Origin of the sequence: Enterocloster sp. 210928-DFI.2.20, assembly GCF_020554465.1 — a bacterium.
Taxonomy (GTDB): domain Bacteria; phylum Bacillota; class Clostridia; order Lachnospirales; family Lachnospiraceae; genus Enterocloster; species Enterocloster bolteae.
Genome location: NZ_JAJCHK010000014.1, coordinates 120,407 through 140,662 on the forward strand (window position 1 = coordinate 120,407; position 20,256 = coordinate 140,662).

General features: G+C 49.4%; 20 protein-coding genes. 19 read left to right on the forward strand and 1 reads right to left on the reverse strand.

Annotation, left to right across the window (positions count from 1 at the left end; genetic code table 11):
- Nucleotides 1-57 precede the first annotated feature (57 nt).
- The 19 genes from LI015_RS14475 to LI015_RS14565 all read left to right on the forward strand — a co-directional run bounded on the left by LI015_RS14475 (nt 58) and on the right by LI015_RS14565 (nt 18,999).
- The gene (locus LI015_RS14475; RefSeq protein WP_002569665.1) at nt 58-990 is read left to right on the forward strand and encodes a TlyA family RNA methyltransferase; all 933 of its coding nucleotides are present in this window, start codon (nt 58-60) and stop codon (nt 988-990) included.
- 61 nt (nt 991-1,051) lie between these two features.
- Nucleotides 1,052-1,894, forward strand: coding sequence for an NAD(+)/NADH kinase (locus LI015_RS14480; RefSeq protein WP_002569664.1), 843 nt, complete (start codon nt 1,052-1,054; stop codon nt 1,892-1,894).
- 51 nt (nt 1,895-1,945) lie between these two features.
- Nucleotides 1,946-2,398: an arginine repressor gene (gene argR / locus LI015_RS14485; protein WP_002569663.1), complete on the forward strand. Its 453-nt coding sequence runs from the start codon at nt 1,946-1,948 to the stop codon at nt 2,396-2,398.
- Nucleotides 2,399-2,415: 17 nt separating this feature from the next.
- On the forward strand, nt 2,416-4,074 hold the full coding sequence (gene recN / locus LI015_RS14490) for a DNA repair protein RecN (protein ID WP_195633068.1): 1,659 nt from the start codon (nt 2,416-2,418) through the stop codon (nt 4,072-4,074).
- A gap of 152 nt (nt 4,075-4,226) precedes the next feature.
- On the forward strand, nt 4,227-5,504 hold the full coding sequence (spoIVB, locus tag LI015_RS14495) for a SpoIVB peptidase (protein ID WP_002569661.1): 1,278 nt from the start codon (nt 4,227-4,229) through the stop codon (nt 5,502-5,504).
- A gap of 574 nt (nt 5,505-6,078) precedes the next feature.
- Nucleotides 6,079-6,897, forward strand: coding sequence for a sporulation transcription factor Spo0A (gene spo0A, locus LI015_RS14500; RefSeq protein WP_002569659.1), 819 nt, complete (start codon nt 6,079-6,081; stop codon nt 6,895-6,897).
- 97 nt (nt 6,898-6,994) lie between these two features.
- A complete protein-coding gene (gene glgA / locus LI015_RS14505) occupies nt 6,995-8,440 on the forward strand; it encodes a glycogen synthase GlgA (protein ID WP_002569658.1) in 1,446 nt (481 codons plus the stop codon).
- Between the two features lie 70 nt (nt 8,441-8,510).
- Nucleotides 8,511-9,011: an HD domain-containing protein gene (locus tag LI015_RS14510; RefSeq protein ID WP_002569657.1), complete on the forward strand. Its 501-nt coding sequence runs from the start codon at nt 8,511-8,513 to the stop codon at nt 9,009-9,011.
- 78 nt (nt 9,012-9,089) lie between these two features.
- Nucleotides 9,090-9,530, forward strand: coding sequence for a divergent PAP2 family protein (locus tag LI015_RS14515; protein ID WP_002569656.1), 441 nt, complete (start codon nt 9,090-9,092; stop codon nt 9,528-9,530).
- A 44-nt stretch (nt 9,531-9,574) separates the two neighbouring features.
- Nucleotides 9,575-10,129: a putative ABC transporter permease gene (locus LI015_RS14520; protein WP_002569655.1), complete on the forward strand. Its 555-nt coding sequence runs from the start codon at nt 9,575-9,577 to the stop codon at nt 10,127-10,129.
- Between the two features lie 110 nt (nt 10,130-10,239).
- Nucleotides 10,240-10,854 carry a Maf family protein gene (locus tag LI015_RS14525; RefSeq protein ID WP_002569654.1) on the forward strand — a complete coding sequence of 205 codons (615 nt, stop codon included), beginning with the start codon at nt 10,240-10,242 and terminating at the stop codon, nt 10,852-10,854.
- A complete protein-coding gene (locus LI015_RS14530) occupies nt 10,847-11,632 on the forward strand; it encodes an HAD family hydrolase (protein WP_002569653.1) in 786 nt (261 codons plus the stop codon). Before LI015_RS14525 ends, LI015_RS14530 begins: the two co-directional genes overlap by 8 nt.
- A 13-nt stretch (nt 11,633-11,645) precedes the next feature.
- A complete protein-coding gene (locus LI015_RS14535) occupies nt 11,646-12,650 on the forward strand; it encodes a peptidylprolyl isomerase (RefSeq protein WP_002572172.1) in 1,005 nt (334 codons plus the stop codon).
- A 235-nt stretch (nt 12,651-12,885) separates the two neighbouring features.
- Entirely contained in the window at nt 12,886-13,272 is a 387-nt protein-coding gene (locus LI015_RS14540; protein ID WP_002569651.1) for a GrdX family protein, read from the forward strand.
- Between the two features lie 30 nt (nt 13,273-13,302).
- The gene (locus LI015_RS14545; protein ID WP_002569650.1) at nt 13,303-13,983 is read left to right on the forward strand and encodes a TetR/AcrR family transcriptional regulator; all 681 of its coding nucleotides are present in this window, start codon (nt 13,303-13,305) and stop codon (nt 13,981-13,983) included.
- 277 nt (nt 13,984-14,260) lie between these two features.
- Nucleotides 14,261-15,547 carry a sarcosine reductase complex component B subunit alpha gene (gene grdG / locus LI015_RS14550; RefSeq protein WP_002569649.1) on the forward strand — a complete coding sequence of 429 codons (1,287 nt, stop codon included), beginning with the start codon at nt 14,261-14,263 and terminating at the stop codon, nt 15,545-15,547.
- A 23-nt stretch (nt 15,548-15,570) separates the two neighbouring features.
- Nucleotides 15,571-16,881, forward strand: coding sequence for a sarcosine reductase complex component B subunit beta (gene grdF / locus LI015_RS14555; protein WP_080548703.1), 1,311 nt, complete (start codon nt 15,571-15,573; stop codon nt 16,879-16,881).
- Nucleotides 16,882-16,985: 104 nt separating this feature from the next.
- On the forward strand, nt 16,986-18,122 hold the full coding sequence (locus tag LI015_RS14560; RefSeq protein WP_002569647.1) for a YkvI family membrane protein: 1,137 nt from the start codon (nt 16,986-16,988) through the stop codon (nt 18,120-18,122).
- A gap of 1 nt (nt 18,123) precedes the next feature.
- A complete protein-coding gene (locus LI015_RS14565; RefSeq protein ID WP_002569646.1) occupies nt 18,124-18,999 on the forward strand; it encodes a DNA-binding domain-containing protein in 876 nt (291 codons plus the stop codon).
- A 98-nt stretch (nt 19,000-19,097) separates the two neighbouring features.
- Here the strand turns inward: LI015_RS14565 and selD are convergent, their stop codons facing one another.
- Complete coding sequence (selD, locus tag LI015_RS14570; RefSeq protein WP_080548702.1) at nt 19,098-20,138, reverse strand: selenide, water dikinase SelD; 1,041 nt, start codon at nt 20,136-20,138, stop codon at nt 19,098-19,100.
- Nucleotides 20,139-20,256 lie beyond the last annotated feature (118 nt).

Consider the following 20,256-nt stretch of genomic DNA (forward strand, 5'->3'; position numbering starts at 1 on the left):
TGCACCTTAAGCCGGAAGGCAGAGGGGAAATGCCGCTTCGGTATAAGGAGAACGGTAATGAAGAAAGAGCGGTTGGACGTGCTTATGGTCCAGAGAAACCTGGCGGAGTCCAGGGAAAAGGCCAAGGCCCTGATTATGTCAGGGATAGTCTATGTCAATGGACAGAAGGAAGATAAGGCGGGCACGTCCTTTGAGGAGACAGTACAGATTGAGGTCAGGGGAAACACCCTTAAATATGTCAGCCGGGGAGGGCTTAAGCTGGAAAAGGCCATGAGCCGCTTCGGCGTTCAGCTGGCAGGCAAGGTATGTATGGACGTAGGGGCTTCCACCGGCGGATTTACGGACTGTATGCTCCAGAACGGGGCGGTGAAGGTGTATGCCGTGGACGTGGGACATGGACAGCTTGCCTGGAAGCTGCGCAATGACGACAGGGTCATCTGTATGGAGAAAACAAACATCCGGTACGTGACCCCGGAGGATATAGGGGACCGCATTGAATTTGCCAGCATTGATGTGTCCTTTATATCCCTGACAAAAGTGCTGGGACCGGTAAAACAGCTTCTGACTGATGAAGGCCAGGTGGTGTGCCTGATAAAGCCCCAGTTTGAGGCCGGACGGGAAAAGGTGGGAAAGAAGGGCGTTGTCAGGGAAAAGAGCGTTCATCTTGAGGTCATAGAGATGGTTATGGATTATGCCCGGAGCATTGGTTTTGGTATACTGGGGCTGGAATTCTCTCCCATCAAGGGGCCTGAGGGAAATATCGAATATCTTCTGTACCTCCAGAATATTTTGCAGGAAAATGGGGGGCAGGAGGATAATGTACAGAAAATAACCGGAGAGAAAACAACCGATCAGGAAGAAATGAATCAGTCAAAAACAGAGCATGCGGAAATGAAGCAGACAGAAAACCATCAGGCGAAACGAAATCAAACAGAATATGAATTGTCAGCCCGTGCCATTGTGGAACAGGCCCACGGATGTCTGGATTAAACGGCCGGCGGTTTGCACAAATGGATAAATAACGTATAAAAACGTCAGGAGCCCCATAACCATGAAACATTTTTATATTATTGCCAATCTTGACAAAGAATATGTACAGGAGGCCCAGGTGTTCATCAAGGCTTACCTGGAGGCAAAGGGAGCAGAATGCCTCCTGCACCATACACCTGAGAGAACCAGGGGGGCAGCCCACATTGACGGGGCCCAGGTGCCGGAGGATACGGAGTGCGTCATAACAATCGGAGGGGACGGTACCCTCATACAGGCTGCCAGGGACCTGGCGGGCCGCAACATTCCCATGCTGGGGGTGAACAGGGGCCATCTGGGATATCTCAACCAGGTGAGCCGCCAGGAAGACATTGCGCCGGTCCTGGAGTCCCTGTTAAATGAGCGTTACCAGTTGGAACGGCGGATGATGATACACGGGACAGCATGGCGGAGGGAAGAGACTCTTTTAAAGGATATCGCCCTCAATGAAATTGCCATTACCAGAAAGGATCCCCTGAAGGTGCTTCGATACAGCGTCTATGTCAATGACGAGTATCTCAATGAATACGCGGCAGACGGTGTCCTGGTAGCCACGCCTACAGGCTCCACAGCCTATAATCTTTCGGCGGGAGGGCCGGTCATAGCGCCGGGGGCCAGGATGATGGTGCTGACACCTATCTGCTCCCACTCCCTCAATGCCAGGAGTATCGTGCTGGCACCGGAGGACAGGGTTAGGATCAAGGTCCTTAACAGCGGTCAGGTCGTATCCTTTGACGGGGATACGTCCATGGAATTAAAGGCAGGGGACTGTATAGACATACGGTGTTCCGAGCTGCAGACAGTGATGATAAAGGTAAAGCAGATATCATTTATGCAGAACCTCAGCAACCATCTTGGAGGAATATAGACAGCAGGGTCCGCAGAACATTATAAATCAACAAGGAGGGAAGCGTCTCACATGAAGGTAGAGCGCCACAGCAAAATTGTCGAATTAATTGGAAAATATGAGATAGAGACACAGGAGGAGCTGGCTGAAAGGCTGAATGAAGCTGGTTTCAATGTGACCCAGGCAACTGTTTCCAGGGATATCCGTGAACTGAAGCTGACCAAGATGCAGTCGGAGAGCGGCAGACAGCGCTACATGGTATTGGAGAGCCCCAGGGGGACATCTGCCATCAAATATATCCGCATCCTTAAGGACGGATACATGTCCATGGACATGGCTCAGAATATCCTGGTAATCAAGACCGTATCCGGCATGGCCATGGCTGTGGCTGCTGCCCTGGACGCCATCCAGTTCCACGAAATCGTGGGCTGTATTGCAGGTGATGATACCATCATGTGTGCCATACGCAGTGTGGACGATACCATCATTGTCATGGAGAAAATCAAGAAAATGGTGGAAGACTAACGGAAAAGGGGTGTAATATGTTACTGGAACTGCATGTAAAGAACCTGGCCCTTATTGAGAAAGCGGATGTGGAATTCGGTGAGGGTCTCAATATCCTCACCGGTGAAACCGGAGCCGGCAAATCCATTATCATCGGTTCCGTAACCATGGCCCTGGGCGGCAAGGCACCGAAAGGCAGTATACGTCCCGGGGCAGACTACGCCTATATTGAGCTAGTGTTTTCCGTCACAGGGGAGGAAAAGCGGAAGGCTCTCAGGGAGCTGGATGTGGAACCCACAGAGGACGGACTGGTAATCATATCCAGAAAGCTGACTTCTGCCAGGAGCATCAGCCGTATCAACGATGAGACAGTGACCATGGCCAGACTGAGCCAGATTACCGGCCTGCTGCTGGATATACACGGGCAGCATGAGCATCAGTCCCTGCTTTACAAATCCAAGCATCTTGAAATTCTGGACGCCTATGTCAAGGCCGCGACCCAGCCTGTAAAACAGACAATTGCAGACAGGTACCGTATATACCGTTCCCTTGAAGAAAAGCTGAGGGGGTTTGATTTGGATGCTGAAAGCCGTATCCGGGAGGCTGACTTCCTCCGGTTTGAGATAGAGGAGATAGAGACATCGGCCCTGAAGGAAGGGGAGGAGGAGGAGCTTACCTCGGTTTACCGCCGTTATTCCCATTCCAGGCGCATTGCAGAGTGTCTGGGAGCCGCTTACGAGGCAGTGGAGGGAGATTGGCTGGCAAGGGCTTTAAAAGAGGTGGAGCAGGCGTCAGAGTACGATGAGAGCCTGGGCGGCGTCCGGGACCAGCTCTATGATGCGGATTCCATTCTGAGGGACGCGGGAAGAGAGATGTCTGCCTATCTGGATTCCATGGAGATGGACGAGGAAACATTCAGAAAAACCGAGGAACGCCTGGATCTGATACATAACCTTCAGGCAAAATACGGGCCGACCGTGGAGGCTATATTCCAGAAATTGGAACAAAAAAAGAAAAGGCTGGGAGAACTGGAAGACTATGACGCTCACAAAAAGCGTATGGAGCAGGAATTAGAAGAATGCAGGAATGGTTTGGAGAAACTCTGCACACAATTAACAGGGATACGTAAAAAGGCATCCAGGACGCTTGTAAAGAAAATCAGGCAGGGTCTGGTGGATTTGAATTTCCTGGATGTGGAATTTGACATGGAATTTGAAAAACTGGATCATTTTACCCCATCCGGATGGGACGGGGCCCAGTTCCTGATTTCAACCAATCCGGGACAGCCCATGCGTCCTCTTAAGGATGTGGCGTCAGGAGGAGAGCTTTCCAGAATCATGCTGGCTATCAAAACTGTGCTGGCGGATTCCGATGATATCCCCACACTGATTTTTGACGAGATAGATACTGGTATCAGCGGGCGAACCGCCCAGAAGGTATCGGAGAAGCTCATGCTCATAGCAAGGAGCCACCAGGTCATCTGCATCACCCACCTGCCGCAGATAGCGGCCATGGCGGATTCGCATTTTGAAATTGCAAAATCTGCCAGCCAGGGCAGGACCATAACCACCATCCGTCTGTTAGACAGGCAGGCTTCCGTAGAAGAGCTGGCCAGGCTGTTAGGCGGCGCCAGGATTACGGAGGCAGTGCTTAAGAACGCAGGTGAAATGAAGGAATTGGCAGACAGAACAAAATAAAACAGATTGAAATTCTGAGGATGGATAATACTAAGAAAGAGGCATTGAACGTTGCTTCTTTCTTTTTTTTGTTGTGGTTCATCCCCAAATGGAGGAACTATGGCTTTGTATTGACCCATTTAACATGAATGACTATATAAGGAGGCAGGGCGATGAAGGGGAAATCAATCTTTTACCGGTGGCTGGGGCGCATTTTCTGGCTGTCCGCTGTGGCTGTTACGGGGTACACGTGGTATTACATGGACCAGGCAGTGCCGGACCGGGTGAGCATTATAGAAAATGAAGAGGAGGAATTTTCCTTTGGCCTGCCTTTAAAGGCAACCATATCCAGCGACAGCCAGGAGGTAGCCCTGTCCAATGAGAGCAATATACCGGCAGATCAGATTACCATAAGCGGCAGGGACCATTTTTCCATGTTCGGGGGAGAAAAGGGAAGCTACCAGGTAGGTCTTAAGCTGTTTGGAGTTATAAAATTAAAGGACATACAGGTGGATGTGGTGGACACCAGGTATGCCATTCCCTGCGGCTCACCCATCGGCATCTATCTGAAATCGGATGGCGTCATGGTCATCGGCACCGGGCGAATCACGGGAAGCGACGGCATGGAGGTGGAACCGGCATACGGAATACTGAAATCAGGTGACTATATCGAAGCGTTCAACGGAAAGCCCATGAACACAAAGGAGGATCTGATACGGGCTGTCAGCGAGTCAGGGGGCCAGGACTGCGTGCTCCAGGTGCGCAGGGAAGGCGAGGACGTGGATATAAGCCTGAAGCCGGTCCAGGGCGCTGACGGGCAGTACAAGCTGGGAGCATGGGTCAGGGACGATACCCAGGGTATCGGCACCATTACCTATGTGGATATGAACGGCAGGTTCGGCGCGCTGGGCCATGGAATCAGCGACAGCGATACAGGCGATCTAGTGGAATCCTCCGACGGAGCCCTGTATTCCACGGAAATCATGGGAATAGAAAAAGGATCCATGGGAAAACCAGGACTGCTGTCCGGCGTAATTTACTACGGCCCCCAGTCCCATATGGGAGATATAGAAAAGAACACAAATGAGGGCATATTCGGCACGGTCAACCAGCAGTTTAAAAAGCAGATATCAGGAGAACCCATGGAAATCGCCTGCCGCCAGGATGTAAAGCAGGGACCGGCTTATATCCGCAGCAATATTTCCGGCGAGCTGAAGGATTACGCCATTGAGATCCAAAAGGTGGACTATAATTCCGGCCATAAGAACAAAAGTATGGTCATTAAGGTGACGGATCCGGAGCTATTGGAGCTGACAGGAGGAATCGTGCAGGGAATGAGCGGCAGCCCGATTATCCAGGACGGGAAGCTGGCCGGGGCAGTGACCCATGTGTTTGTGCAGGATGCCAGCAGAGGGTACGGGATTTTAATTGAGAATATGATGGAGCATTGAGTCCGGGCAGGATATAGTGAAAAGAAAGGCCTTGGGAGCCTGCTCATGGAGCAGGCGATAAAGAAGGACGACAGAGCCGCAGGTATCATCCTGATTTTTCTGCGCCCCCGCCATAAAACCACCCCCTCGTCAAAAATCGACAAATACTGCCTCACCCCCTCCTGAGATTTTGCCAAAGTTTTAAATATCAGGAGGAAAAATAGAGATGTTTGCGTTCTATAATCGTGCCTGTGAGAATATAATGAATTGAAACATTAACGTGCTGAAATTACAAAAATGGTGTCGAATTAATGTAAAATAAAGGAATAAAACCGATTGTTAGTTACAGAAATGTTAATCAATATAATTAATAATTGCAAAATGACACCAAAAATGATACAATTTAATCTCGACGCGTGTCTAAAATTGCGACCACGAATCGTTGCTATATGGTATGGGGACCATATATAATAAATTTCGCCAGGAATTATATTGACGAAGGAGATGGATTTGATGTTAAGGTGGTCGAATAGCAGCTACCGATTTTTTGGCAGGTAGTTCAGCACAGGCAAACAATTTTAGGAGGTAAAAGGAAGTGGAAAAGCTGAATGTTGCGATTGTCGATGACAATCCGCTGATTCTGAATACGCTGGATGAACTGATTAACGCAGAAGACGGATTATCTGTAATTGGAAAGGCAGACAATGGCGCTGATGCCATTAACATGATTGTTGACACAACGCCGGACATTGTACTGCTGGATTTGGTAATGCCGAAAATTGACGGTATATCCGTGGTGGAAAAAGTGAAAAGCGAGCATACTTTCCTGAAAAATCCTGCATTCATTATACTTAGTGCAGTAGGTGGAGAACAGATGACAGAAGATGCCTTTAAGGCGGGCGCTAATTACTATCTGATGAAACCCTTCGACAAGGAAATCCTGGTAAACAAGATTCGTCATATTGGAAAACTGCCCAATAAACAGCCGGCAGGAAAAGTAATAACGGCTCCTTTTGAGCCGGGGGAAGAATCCCATATAACCAGGGAAGAGTACATGAAGGAGCATCTGGAGACGGACATTACAAAGATGCTTCATGAGCTGGGCATACCGGCCCACATTAAAGGATATCAGTATCTGCGGGATGCCATCGCCATGTCGGTGGAAGACCAGGAAATGATGAGCAGTGTGACGAAAATTCTATATCCGGCCATAGCCAAACGCAACCAGACAACGGCCAGCCGGGTGGAACGAGCTATACGTCATGCCATCGAGGTGGCCTGGGGCAGAGGCAAGATGGAAACCATCGATGAAGTTTTCGGTTATACAATCAGTACCGGAAAGGGTAAGCCTACCAATTCTGAATTCATTGCGCTGATATCGGATAAAATACTCTTGGAATACAAAAAAATTTAAGACAAATTCATCAGAAACAACTTCCTAATTTCGGAAAAGTAAGGTATACTATTAGGAAAGGCATATAGAACCTGTTCGTCAGGAGAGGGAGGTTTTGATGAAGAAAATACTATTTGCAGCTTCAGAAGCAGTGCCGTTTATTAAAACAGGAGGACTGGCAGACGTAGTAGGCTCCCTGCCAAAATGCTTTGATAAAGAGTATTTTGATGTCAGGGTCATCATCCCCAAGTACCTTTGCATCAAACAGGAGTGGCGCGACAAGATGAAATATGTACACCACTTCTATATGGATTATCTGGGACAGAGCCGTTATGTGGGCATCCTGCAGTACGTACATGAGGGTATAACCTTTTACTTTATTGATAATGAGAGCTATTTTAATGGCGCAAAGCCATACGGGGACTGGTATTGGGATCTGGAGAAGTTCTGCTTTTTCTGCCGGGCGGCCTTATCAGCACTGCCTGTGATTGGATTCCAGCCCGATGTGGTACACTGCCATGACTGGCAGACAGGATTGATTCCTGTTCTTCTCAAGGATAAGTTCCGCGAGGGAGAGTTTTTCTGCAATATGAAGTCTGTAATCACCATCCACAACCTGAAGTTCCAGGGCGTGTGGGATGTAAAGACTATCAAGCGCTTTACCGAGCTGCCGGATTACTATTTCACGCCGGATAAGCTGGAGGCCTATAAGGACGGAAACCTGTTAAAAGGCGGTATCGTATTTGCAGATGCCATCACAACAGTCAGCAGCACATATGCAGAGGAGATAAAGCTTCCATTTTATGGCGAAGGACTGGACGGCCTTATGCGTTCCAGGGCCGGAAGCCTCAGGGGAATTGTCAACGGCATTGACTATGATGAGTTTAATCCTGAGACTGATACGTATATTGCCCAGAACTATAATGCCAAGAATTTCCGCAAGGAAAAGATAAAGAACAAGAAGGCGCTCCAGCAGGAGTTAGGCCTTCCGGTGGACGAGAAGAAGTTCATGGTGGGCATTGTCTCCCGCCTTACGGACCAGAAGGGCTTTGACCTGATTCAGTGCGTCATGGATGAGCTGTGCAGCGACGATTTGCAGCTGGTAGTTCTGGGAACCGGTGAGGAGCGCTATGAGAACATGTTCCGCCACTATGACTGGAAGTATCATGACAGGGTATCTGCCCAGATTTACTACTCAGAGGCTATGTCCCATAAGATATACGCTGCCAGCGATGCGTTCCTCATGCCGTCCCTGTTTGAACCATGCGGCCTGAGCCAGCTGATGGCTCTGCGCTACGGCACGGTTCCCATTGTAAGGGAAACAGGCGGCCTTAAGGATACCGTGGAGCCTTATAACGAATACGAGGGCAAGGGCACAGGATTCTCCTTTGCGAATTATAATGCTCATGAGATGCTGGGAAGCGTGCGTTATGCCGAGTATGTCTACAGCAGCAAGCGGCGGGAGTGGAATAAAATAATCGACAGGGCCATGGCCAAGGATTATTCATGGTGGACCTCTGCCGCCAAATACCAGGAACTTTATGATTGGCTGATTGGATATTGACAACAGACCTGTAATGTCGGATAATATGCTGATGAACTAAGAAAGGTGTGATGCCCATATGGAGCCGTCGTTGGTTTCAGAAATAACAGAAGACCAGGAGTACATGGAGTGTGTAAAGGATATATTGTGCCATCCTGTATTCCAGTCCATGGACCAGTACATACAGCACGGGACTACCACATGTAAGACCCACTGTATACAGGTTTCATACCTTGGATATAAGCTGTGCAAACAGCTGGGAGGAAACTGGAGAAGCGCTGCTCGGGCAGGGCTTCTCCATGATTTGTTTTTATACGATTGGCATACCCATGCTAAGGAGACGGGCCAGTACTTTCATGGATTCACCCACCCAAAGGCAGCCCTGGAGAACGCGGACCGGTATTTCCGGCTGACCGGGGAGGAACGGATGATTATTCTGAGGCATATGTGGCCCCTGACCCTTATACCTCCCACATCCAAGGCAGGATATGCAGTTACTTGTGCGGATAAATATTGCAGTACAGTGGAAACCACGGCCCGGTTTAAGCACTGGATTCGGATGTGCCTGTTTGCACAGCCGGCCAGGCGGTAATCCAACGATTTGCTATAACCGTCCCGGAGCCCGTTTGAAAGGGGAAAGAATAATCCGATTATGAATGTATGGACACAGATGCTTGGCAATCAGCTTCTTATGAGTGCTGTTACAGGATGGGTGGTTGCCCAATTCTTAAAGACTCTGATTGACTTTGCTTTGAATAAGAATTTTAACGCGGAGCGCCTGGTGGGGTCAGGCGGTATGCCCAGTTCCCACTCCGCCACAGTCTGCGGCCTGACCACAGCGGCCCTGCTCAAATACGGTGCCGGGTCCTTTGAGTTTGCCGTGTCCTTCGTGCTCTCCATGATTGTCATGTATGATGCTATCGGAGTGAGGCGTGAGACCGGGAAACAGGCCAAGCTTTTGAATTCCATCCTTTCAGAGAATCCGCTTAAGCTCAATGCGGAGGTACTTCAGGAGAAGCTTAAGGAGTATGTGGGACACACGCCTTTGCAGGTTCTGGCAGGGGCTATACTGGGAATTGGACTGGCTTTGGCCCTGAATTCCTATTATTAATACGGCGGGGGGTATCATGTTAGACAGGAAGGACAGAAGATACCATGAATATTTATGATTTCATCAACTGGTTTTTTATGTATAGTTTTCTTGGTTACCTGCTGGAATGTATTGTGCTGAGTGCAGAATATAAGCGGCCTGTAGTGGACCGTGGCTTTGGCCATGGCCCCTTTTGCGTCATATATGGTTTCGGCGCCCTGGGTGCATGCATGCTTCTGCGGCCTGTTTCCGGCAGCCCCATGGAGCTCTACACGGCATCCATGGCCATGGCCACTACCATGGAACTGGTCACAGCCAATATTATGGTACGGCTGTTCGGCTCCTTCTGGTGGGACTACAGCCACAAACCCTTTAATTATAAAGGAATGGTCTGTCTGGAAAGCAGCCTTGCATGGGGACTTCTGGGCCTGTTTTTCTTTTATTTTCTGGATATAAGGGTTCGTGCTGCCGTGATCAGTCTGCCCGGCCATGTGGGGACTGTTTTGGCAGTAGGGCTTACCATGTTTTATCTGGTGGATTTCATCCACTGTTTCCGCCTGCGCATGGGCGGTATGGAAGAGGAAGATGAGCCGGCAGTGGGCCGGCTGAAGATATATTAATTGGATGAAAGGCTGCTGCAGGTGGCTGTTACCATTGGTCTACATGCAGCAGTCTTTTCGTCGTTCTGACCCGCCGGTGTTTTGTGACGGATTGAATAAAGGAGAAAGACATGGATATGAGACAGACTTGGGGAGGATATCAGGTCGTGCTGGCCTCGGCGTCTCCCAGACGGAAGGAACTGATGGCACAGATTGGCCTGGAGCCTGAAATCAGGCCCAGCCGGATGGAGGAGGAGACCAGGGAGAAAAGGCCGGATAGGGTGGTCATGGAACTGTCCAGACAGAAGGCAGAGGATGTTGCGTCGGGATGTCCCGGGGGTACCATGGTGATTGGGGCGGATACAGTGGTTTCCGTGGGAAATGAGATACTGGGTAAACCGGGAACCCCCATGAGGGCCTATGAGATGCTGGAGAAGATTCAGGGCAGGACCCACCAGGTATACACCGGTGTGACGGTGCTTCTGTGCCAGGGGGAGGACAGGTGCCACGGGATTACATTTGCGGAGCGCACGGATGTCCATGTGTACCCCATGACCTGCGGGGAAATGAAGGAATATGCCCAGTGCGGGGAACCCCTGGATAAGGCGGGGGCTTACGGGATTCAGGGCAGGTTTGCCGCTTATATAAAAGGAATAGACGGGGACTACGCCAACGTGGTGGGACTGCCGGTGGGACGTCTCTATCAGGAGATAAAAAGACTTTTGGAGGACAGGGAAGATGATTAAGCTTATAGTATCGGATGTAGATGGAACCCTTGTACCGGACGGATCCCCGGATTTGGATCCGGAAGTATTTGACATCATTCTGAAGCTTCGTGAAAAGGGAATGCAGTTTGTGGTTGCCAGCGGGCGCCCGTGGGCCAGTGTGGAAAGCGCGTTTGAACCGGTTAAGAAGAAGATTTTCTATGTTGCCAACAATGGGGCGTACGTGGGATGCCATGGCAGATGCCTGTACGCCTATACGATGGAGCGTGAGCTGGCCCACCGCATCATACGCAAAGTACGTATGCATCCGGAACTGGAGATGGTCTATGCCGGCGTGAACGGGGATTATCTGGATTCTAAGGACGACACCCTGTGCGACTGGCTGACCAACGGCTATAAGTTTAATGTCATCCGGGTAAAGGATGTGCTGGAGCTGGAGGAGCCGTGTGTGAAGATTTCCATTTATAAGAAGGAGGGAATCGAGGCAGCCACCAGGGACATATATGATGAGTTCAAGGACCAGGCTAAGATGGCCTGCGCCGGTGATATGTGGATGGACTGTATGGCCAAGGATGTGAACAAGGGGAAGGCTGTACGCACCATCCAGGAAAGCCTGGGCATTAAGATGGAGGAGACCATGGCCTTTGGCGATCAGCTCAACGATATAGAGATGCTGAATCAGGCTTATTACAGCTTTGCAGTTGCCAATGCCAGGGAAGAGGTGCGAAAGGCTGCCAGGTTCCAGGCGGACAGCAATGTGCGGGGCGGAGTCCTCAAGATACTGAAAGGGCTGCTGTGAGAGGAGTGTGACAGTGGACAGAAGCAGGATATACAAGGTACGGGGGAAGAGATGGAAAGGGGCCGTGGGCCTGTGTCTGGCAGCCGTCCTGGCGATGGCTGTTTTGACGGGATGTTCAAGGAAGGCAGCTGCCACAACCGGCTCCAGGACAGTGGACAAGGAGTATACCAAGGGGCAGATGATGGTGATTGCCATTACGGAGCGCAACCGTTACCAGAATATATATACCAGTGAGCTCTGGTCTGTCAAAGCGGACGAGAACGGTGATACATTCGAGGACAAGCTGATGGACCAGGTGGAGCAGTTCCTGATTGAGCTGGCAGCCACCAATTTGATGGCGGACGAACAGGGAATTGAGCTTACAAGCCAGGAAAAGGATTCTCTTAAGTCCCTGGCCCAGGAATATTACAGAAATCTGTCGGAACAGGACCGCAGGTTTATGGATGTATCCGAGGATGAGGTGTACGACCTGTACTGCCAATACTACCGTGCGGATAAGCTGGTGGCAGAGCTGACCAAAAACGAGAATCTGGAAGTCAGCGACGCGGAGGCTAAGGTCATAGGCATTCAGCAGATTGAGCTGGATTCAAGGGCTGAGGCAGAGAATGTTTTGGCCCTGGCCCAGGCAGAGAAAGCGGATTTTGGGGCTATTGCAGCCAAATATTCAAAGGACAGCAGGACAGACAGGACGCTGGAATGGAAAAAGGATATGGATGGCCTTGAAAGAGCTGCATTTGAGCTGGAGCAGGACCAGGTCAGCGGGATTCTGGAGCAGGGCGGAAGATATTATATCCTTAAGTGTGTCAATGCCTATGACGAGGAGGCTACGGCTGCCAGAAAGAGCAGGCTGGCCCAGGAGAAGAAGACAAAGGCGTTCCTGGGAATCTATGAGCCGTATGTAAAGGAGCACATAGTGAAGCTTAAGAAGCTGCCCGGGGATGTGGTGGAGTTCTCCGGCGGTGAGGGCTGTACGGCAGACAATTTTTTCCAGCTGTATCACGGATATTTCAGTAAATAGTATTCACGGAACTACCTATAAGAATATTGCCTTTGACTCAGGGTGCTGCAACAGCAATTGATGGATTTCGATGGCTTTGCAGCACCTTTTACAGGAATTACATTTTTGTATATATAATTTGGGAAAGCATAGGCTTATGGTGCGCGGGATAAATTGACGGAATTTGTAATTTGATGTAATATATTAAAGAGATGTTAAAGAAATCAGCAAATAATAATAACCAGGAGGGGATACAATGTTTGATTTAGGTAAATGTATTCTGGTCACCAACAATGACCGGGCAGCAGAAAAATGGGGAGAAAACGTAGAGCAGGTGGTTATGGTGGAGACTTACGAGGAGGTACTGTTAAAAACCAGGGATTTGATTCATACAAACCACAAGCTTCTGACCCATCCCCAGGCATCCAGCTTAAAGCCCAACCAGACGCCCTATAGGACCATCCTTTTATACAGTGAAACCGGAAAAAGTGATGCAGGGGATATCCGTCTGATTGAGGAAGCCATAGAGGCCTTCAATAAGTGGACCGCCATTAAGAAGGTGCCTAAGTATGACGAGAAGATTGCCTACGATTACAAGACCATTGATTTGTCAATGATAGAGAATGTAATCCCTAAATTATAGGGATAATAAGGAACCGAATGTGAGGAAGTCATGAAAAAGAATGTGGGAACATCCTACTTTAAAGATTTGAGCAGGAAGGATTATGTGGTTCAGGCCAGCAGGATCATAAAGAAGGAGGGAGTGGAGGCCATCAGCATCCGGCGCATCGCGGCGGAACTGGGATGTTCTTCTGCCAGTATGTACCGGTATTTTCAGAATCTGGATGAGCTTTTATTTTATGCCCAGCTGGATGCGCTCAACGAGTATATCCTGGATTTGTCAAAATGTGAAAAGGAGTGGAATGATATCTGGGATGTGCATTTCGGTATATGGCGCTCCTATGCCAAAGAGGCATTTAAGAAGCCCCAGGCCTTTGAGGCTGTTTTTTACCGGAATATAAACCGGGACCTGGGAGAGGCCCTGAAGGAATATTATGAGATGTTTCCGGACGCCATCATACAGGTAAGCCCCTTCATCAAGGAGATGCTTGAGATACCCAGCTATTACCAGAGGGACTATTATATATGTAAGCTTCTGGTGGCAGAGGGCAAGATTTCTGAGGAAAATGCTAAAAAGCTGAACCATATCATATGTACCCTGTTTCTGGGATATTTTAAGTTTGTCCAGGAGCACGGCATCAGCCAGGATGAGATTCCGGAGCTGGTGAACCAGTTCATTCAGGAGAGTAAGGAAATCACACAGTGCTATGCCTATGATTTTACACCTAAATAGTGAATATACACAAAAAACATGACAAATTTATAACAAATTGACGAAAAAGTCGATTCCTACAAGAAGTAACAAAAAGTATCAACAGTTCCATTGATTATCGCGATAACATATGTTATATTATAGACATAAGTTATCGCGATTACTAATTTAAAGTATCATTTTTGCACAAATCCCAAATTTTGTAACTGAAAGAGTACTGTCAGGATTGCCAAGTTGGATATATGGGAATATCATGGACAATCAGGCAGTAAAATATAAAGAAGTGGAGGTATTTCATATGAAGCTTGAATTGGGAAAAATCTTTATCAAAGATATCCGATTCGATGACAAGACTCACGTGAAAGACGGAGTGCTCTATGTCAACAAAGAGGAAGTTGAAAAGCTTGTGCTGGAAGACGATAAGCTGACCGGCTGCCACGTTGACATTGCAAAGCCAGGTGAGTCCGTTAGGATTACACCGGTTAAGGACGTGATTGAGCCAAGGGTTAAGGTCAGCGGCGGAGAGATTTTCCCAGGCGTGATCGGAAAGGTAAGTCCTCAGGTGGGCACCGGAAGAACGCACGCTCTGGAAGGCTGCTGTGTAGTGACTGTTGGTAAAATCGTAGGATTCCAGGAGGGCGTTATCGACATGAGCGGCCCTGCTGCGGATTACTGCCCATTTTCACAGACCTATAACCTCTGCGTTGTAGTGGAGCCGGCTGATGGCCTGGAGACTCATGTATATGAGAAGGCTGCCCGTATGGCAGGCTTAAAGGTAGCGACTTATGTAGGCGAGGCAGCAAGAGAGCTGGAGCCGGATGAAATTGTTACTTATGAGACAAAGCCTATTTTCGAGCAGGCTGCTATGTATCCGGACCTTCCAAAGGTAGGCTACATCCATATGCTGCAGTCACAGGGACTTCTGCATGATACATATTACTACGGCGTGGATGCAAAGCAGTTTATCCCCACCTTTATGTATCCAACAGAAATCATGGACGGCGCTATTGTTTCCGGTAACTGTGTTGCGCCATGTGACAAGGTTACCACATACCATCATTTCCACAATCCGGTTATTGAGGACTGCTATAAGCACCATGGCAAGGATATCAACTTCATGGGTGTTATCCTGACAAACGAGAACGTATTCCTGGCAGACAAAGAGCGTCATTCCGATATGGTTGCCAAGCTGTGCAACTGGATGGGATTAGACGGTGTGCTGATTACCGAGGAGGGATACGGCAATCCTGATACTGACCTGATGATGAACTGCCGTAAGGTAGAGCGCGCAGGAACCAAGGTAGTTCTGATTACCGACGAGTTCCCGGGCAAGGACGGAAAGTCCCAGTCTCTGGCTGACGTGTGCGAGGAAGCTGACGCACTGGCATCCTGCGGACAGGGTAATGCCACACTCCAGTTCCCGGCCATGGATAAGGTCATCGGAACACAGGACTTCATCGAGATGCAGATTGGCGGCTGGGACGGCTGTAAGAACCCGGACGGCAGCTTTGAGGCAGAGCTTCAGATTATCATCGCCTCCACCATTGCCAATGGTTTCAACAAGCTGGCAGCTAGAGGCTATTAATCGAAAATAAAGGAGATGGAAAGATGGCTAAATATAAAATAGTACATTATATTAACCAGTTCTTTGCCGGAATCGGCGGTGAAGAAAAAGCCGACTATACCCCTGAGCTTCGGGAAGGGGTTGTAGGACCAGGTATGGGACTTAAGGCTGCACTGGGAGAGGATTATGAAATCGTATCAACCATTATCTGCGGTGACAACTATTTCGGAGAGAATCTGGACGCTGCAACCGATACCATTATTGAGATGGTAAAGAAATGTGAGCCTGATGTATTCGTGGCAGGCCCTGCATTCAATGCCGGACGTTACGGCGTTGCCTGCGGTACTATCTGTAAGGCAGTGGAAGAGCGTCTGGGCATCCCGGTTATCACCGGTATGTATATCGAGAATCCTGGCGTGGATATGTTCCGCAAGGACCTTATCATTGTGGATACACCTAACTCCGCAGCCGGTATGCCAAAGGTACTTCCTGTTATGTCCGCTCTGATTAAGAAGATGGCGGCCGGCGAGGAAATCCTTGGGCCGAAGGAAGAAGGATACATCGAGAGAGGAATCCGCGTAAACTACTTCGCTGAGAAGAGAGGTTCTGAGCGCGCCCTTGAGATGCTGGTTAAGAAGTTAAAAGGCGAGGAATACGGCACAGACCTTCCTATGCCTAAATTTGACAGAGTTGCGCCTGCTGAGCCTGTTAAGGATATCAAGCACGCAAAGATTGCAGTGGTTACCTCCGGCGGTATCGTTCCAACCGGTAACCCTGACCATATCGAGTCCTCCAACGCCACCAAGTGGGGCAAGTATGACATCACCGGTATGGACCGTCTGTCAGCGGATGAATTTACAACCATCCACGGCGGATATGACCGTCAGTTTGCTATGGCCAACCCTAATGTGGTTGTTCCGTTAGACGCATTAAGAGAACTGGAAAAAGCAGGCGAGTTCGGCGAGCTTGTGAACTATTTCTGCACTACTACCGGTACCGGAACTGCGACTGCATCTGCAGCCAAGTTCGGCAGCGAGATTGGACAGATGTTTATTGATGAGCATGTGGATGCGGTTATCCTCGTCTCTACCTGAGGTACCTGTACTCGTTGCGGTGCAACGATGGTTAAGGGTATCGAGAAATACGGCATTCCGGTAGTTCACATGGCTACTGTAGTTCCGATTTCACTGACAATAGGCGCTAACCGTATTATTCCTGGTATAGGCATTCCTTATCCTCTGGGCGATCCGCCACAGGGCGAGAAGGACAGCTACAAACTCCGCTTATCCATGGTCAGAAGAGCTCTCAAAGCACTTCAGACACCGGTTGATGGCCAGACTGTGTTTGAGAAATAATACAGAAATGACAAATCCGGCGCAGCAGGCAGCTTGCCCGCTGCGCCGGCATAAATTAGGACAGCGTTACGGCGCTGTATCAGACCATGGATAGGAGAAGGCGTATGGATAGTGATAAGAAAGTTAACTGGGGACGGGTACTTATACTTGCCGGAGCAGTCATCGCATTTACCATTGGTTCCGGGTTTGCAACAGGACAGGAGATTATTCAGTATTATACTGCATACGGGGTGCAGGGAATTTTTACGGTGTTACTGTTTGCGGTCTGCTTCATCTACTACAATTACAACTTTGCCAAGGCCGGAGCAGAGGAGCACTTTGAAAAAGGAAATGACGTATATAAGTTTTACTGCGGTAAATACGTTGGGACCTTCATGGATTATTATTCTACTATATTTTGTTACATGTCATTTTTCGTTATGGTTGGAGGTGCTGCCTCTACACTGAACCAGCAGTATGGCCTTCCTTCCTGGGTAGGCGGCGTGGTTCTGACAGCACTGGCAATCCTTACCGTGGTAGGGGGACTTAACTCACTGGTTGACAAGATCGGTGTGGTTGGCCCGGCTATCGTTGTACTGTGTATCGGTATCGGCGTGGTTACCCTGTTCAGGGATGCCGGTAATGTAGGAGCCGGACTGGAAGTTATCCGCACAGGTGCATTTGCCGAGGCGGGCAGTGAGACAATCAAGAACGCAGGACCTAACTGGGTGATATCCGCCCTGTCCTATGCGGGATTCGTGCTTCTGTGGTTTGCCAGTTTTACGGCGGCGCTTGGAGCCAATAATAAAAAGAAAGACGTGGAGTATGGCATCTACGGCGGAACCATCGCTGTATGCGTTGCCATTGTCCTTATCATGCTGGCACAGGTTGCCAATATTAATACAGCAGGTCTGGGAAATACAGGCATCTTCGTATGGAATGCAGACATCCCCAATCTGATCCTGGCAGAGCGCATCTGGAAGCCTTTTGCATCCTTCTTTGCAGTCGTGGTATTTGCAGGTATTTATACAACAGCAGTGCCGCTTCTGTATAATCCATGCGGCAGGTTCGCAAAAGAGGGAACCAGCCAGTTTAAGATCCTCACGGTTGCACTGGGAGTAATTGGACTGATTGTAGGACTCTTCCTTCCTTTCAGGGTCCTGGTTAACATCATTTACGTGCTCAACGGATATGTGGGCGCAGTACTGATACTGTTCATGTTATGGAAAAATATTAAGGATGTATTCTTAAAGAAGAAATAGGATGAGAATCTATATTGTGGACTGCGACAGGAATTCGCGGACAGAACTGAAAACAATGATTGAAGATGGCGGTATGGGAACTGTTGCCGGCATTGCATCCAGATGGGAGGAAGCCTATCTGGAGCTCCAGGAGATGTGCCCGGATATGATTCTGGCAGACCTTACCCTTTCCGCACCCAAAACCATTGCTTACATACAGAAAATCAGGGAGGTACTGCCCCAGACATCGGTTGTTATCCTTTCGCATGTCAATGATATGGATATTATCAGGATGGCTTATGAAAAAGGCGCTGAGCTTTTGATACATAAACCGTTCAATGAGATAGAAGTTAGAAACGTGCTGCACAATATGGAGATGTCCAGGGCCATGCAGTGGATGATTGTCAAGGCCAGGAATGATTTTTCCGCCGGGGCATTTTCATGGGAATCAAATGTGCGGGTACGAAAGATGCAGCCCGAGGAACTGGAAACAGATTATAACCAGTCCATACGGCGCTTAAAGAGCATCTTACAGGAAATAGGTATACTCAGCGAGGCGGGAAGCAAGGATATTATACGGATTGTCCGCTATCTGATTGAGGAGGACCTGGACATAAGAGACATCACGGTACGTGAGCTGTGCAGCAGGATGGGACAGAATTCCAAGAGTGTGGAGCAGCGCATACGGCGCGCGGCCTCTGTGGGTATGGCGAATCTGGCATACAGAGGAATGGATGATTATGCAGATCCTGTGTTTAACGAGTATGGAGCCAGGCTATACAGTCTGGAACAGATTAAACGGGAGATGAGCTATATCAGAGGAAAGAGCGACGGACACGGCAACGTGAGGGTCAGAAAGTTCCTTAGCGGCCTGTTGGTCTGCTGTAAGGATATTTAGAAATGTACTAAATGTAGCAGAGTGGAAGGGGGCAGGCTGTCCGCTCCCGGTTTGTAAAGCTGGGATAAGAGGTCTGCCTCCTTTTTGTGAAAATTTTGTCAAATCACCATGACCGGGTGGGCGGATGGCCCGTCCACATGTCCGATAACAGCCGGGGACTGGCAGGCTTTCTGAAGCGCTTCCATGATACGCCCTGCTTCCTGGGATGCCACACTGTACAGGAGGCCGCCGGATGTCTGGGGATCGAAAAGAAGGTCGTGTACATGGGACGGAAGGTCCTTTGGCAGCGCTACCTTGTCCTTCAGGTGATTCATATTCTGGTATGCCACTGCGGGCACAAGTCCCATGGACGCATAGCTGTCCGCACCCGGGAGCAGAGGGACGCGGCTGCTGTCTATGATTACAGTAAGTCCGGATTCCCCGCACATCTCATAGCTGTGGCCCAGCAGTGAGAAGCCGGTCACATCGGTGCAGGCATGGACCCCGTCCAGGTTTCGTACCGCATCGGCTGCATACTTATTCAGCGCAGCCATACAGTCAACCATGGCCTTATGTTCTGAGTCAGATAAAAGGCCGCCCCTGTCCGCATTGGTCAGAACGCCGGTGCCCAGAGGTTTGGTGAGAATCAGAACATCGCCCTTTTGGATGGAATTATTGCGCAGGATGCGGTCCGGATGGACCACGCCTGAGACGCACAGTCCATATTTGGGGATGTCATCCTTGATGGTATGGCCGCCCACTACAATGGCCTCAGCTTCAGCCACCTTGTCATAGCCGCCCCGGAGGATAGCCTGAACCGTTTCAAAGGGCAGGTGCTCAGGGAACATGAGAATGTTCATGCATAGTCTGGCTTCCCCGCCCATGGCCCATACGTCGGACAGTGAGTTGGCAGCGGCAATCTGGCCGTACTCATAGGCATCATCCACAGCCGGCGGAAAGATGTCCACGGTCTGTATCAGGGCAAGTTCAGGGGTAAGCTGATAGACGGCCGCATCGTCGGAGGTGTCATATCCAACCAGAAGCCGGTCGTCGTGAAAGGTTGGTAAACCGCGCAGAACCTGCGCGAGGGTATCAGGCCCTATCTTGGACGCTCAGCCGCCGCAGGAACCTGTTAACTCAGTCAGTTTAATATCGCTCATCAGTGATACTCCTTATCATTGGATGAAAATTTTATTAGCTACTAACTTAATATATTATCTGTTTTCCAGGGTTTGTCAAGGACAAACACGGTGAAAAGCCCGGTTTTTGGAAATGGAT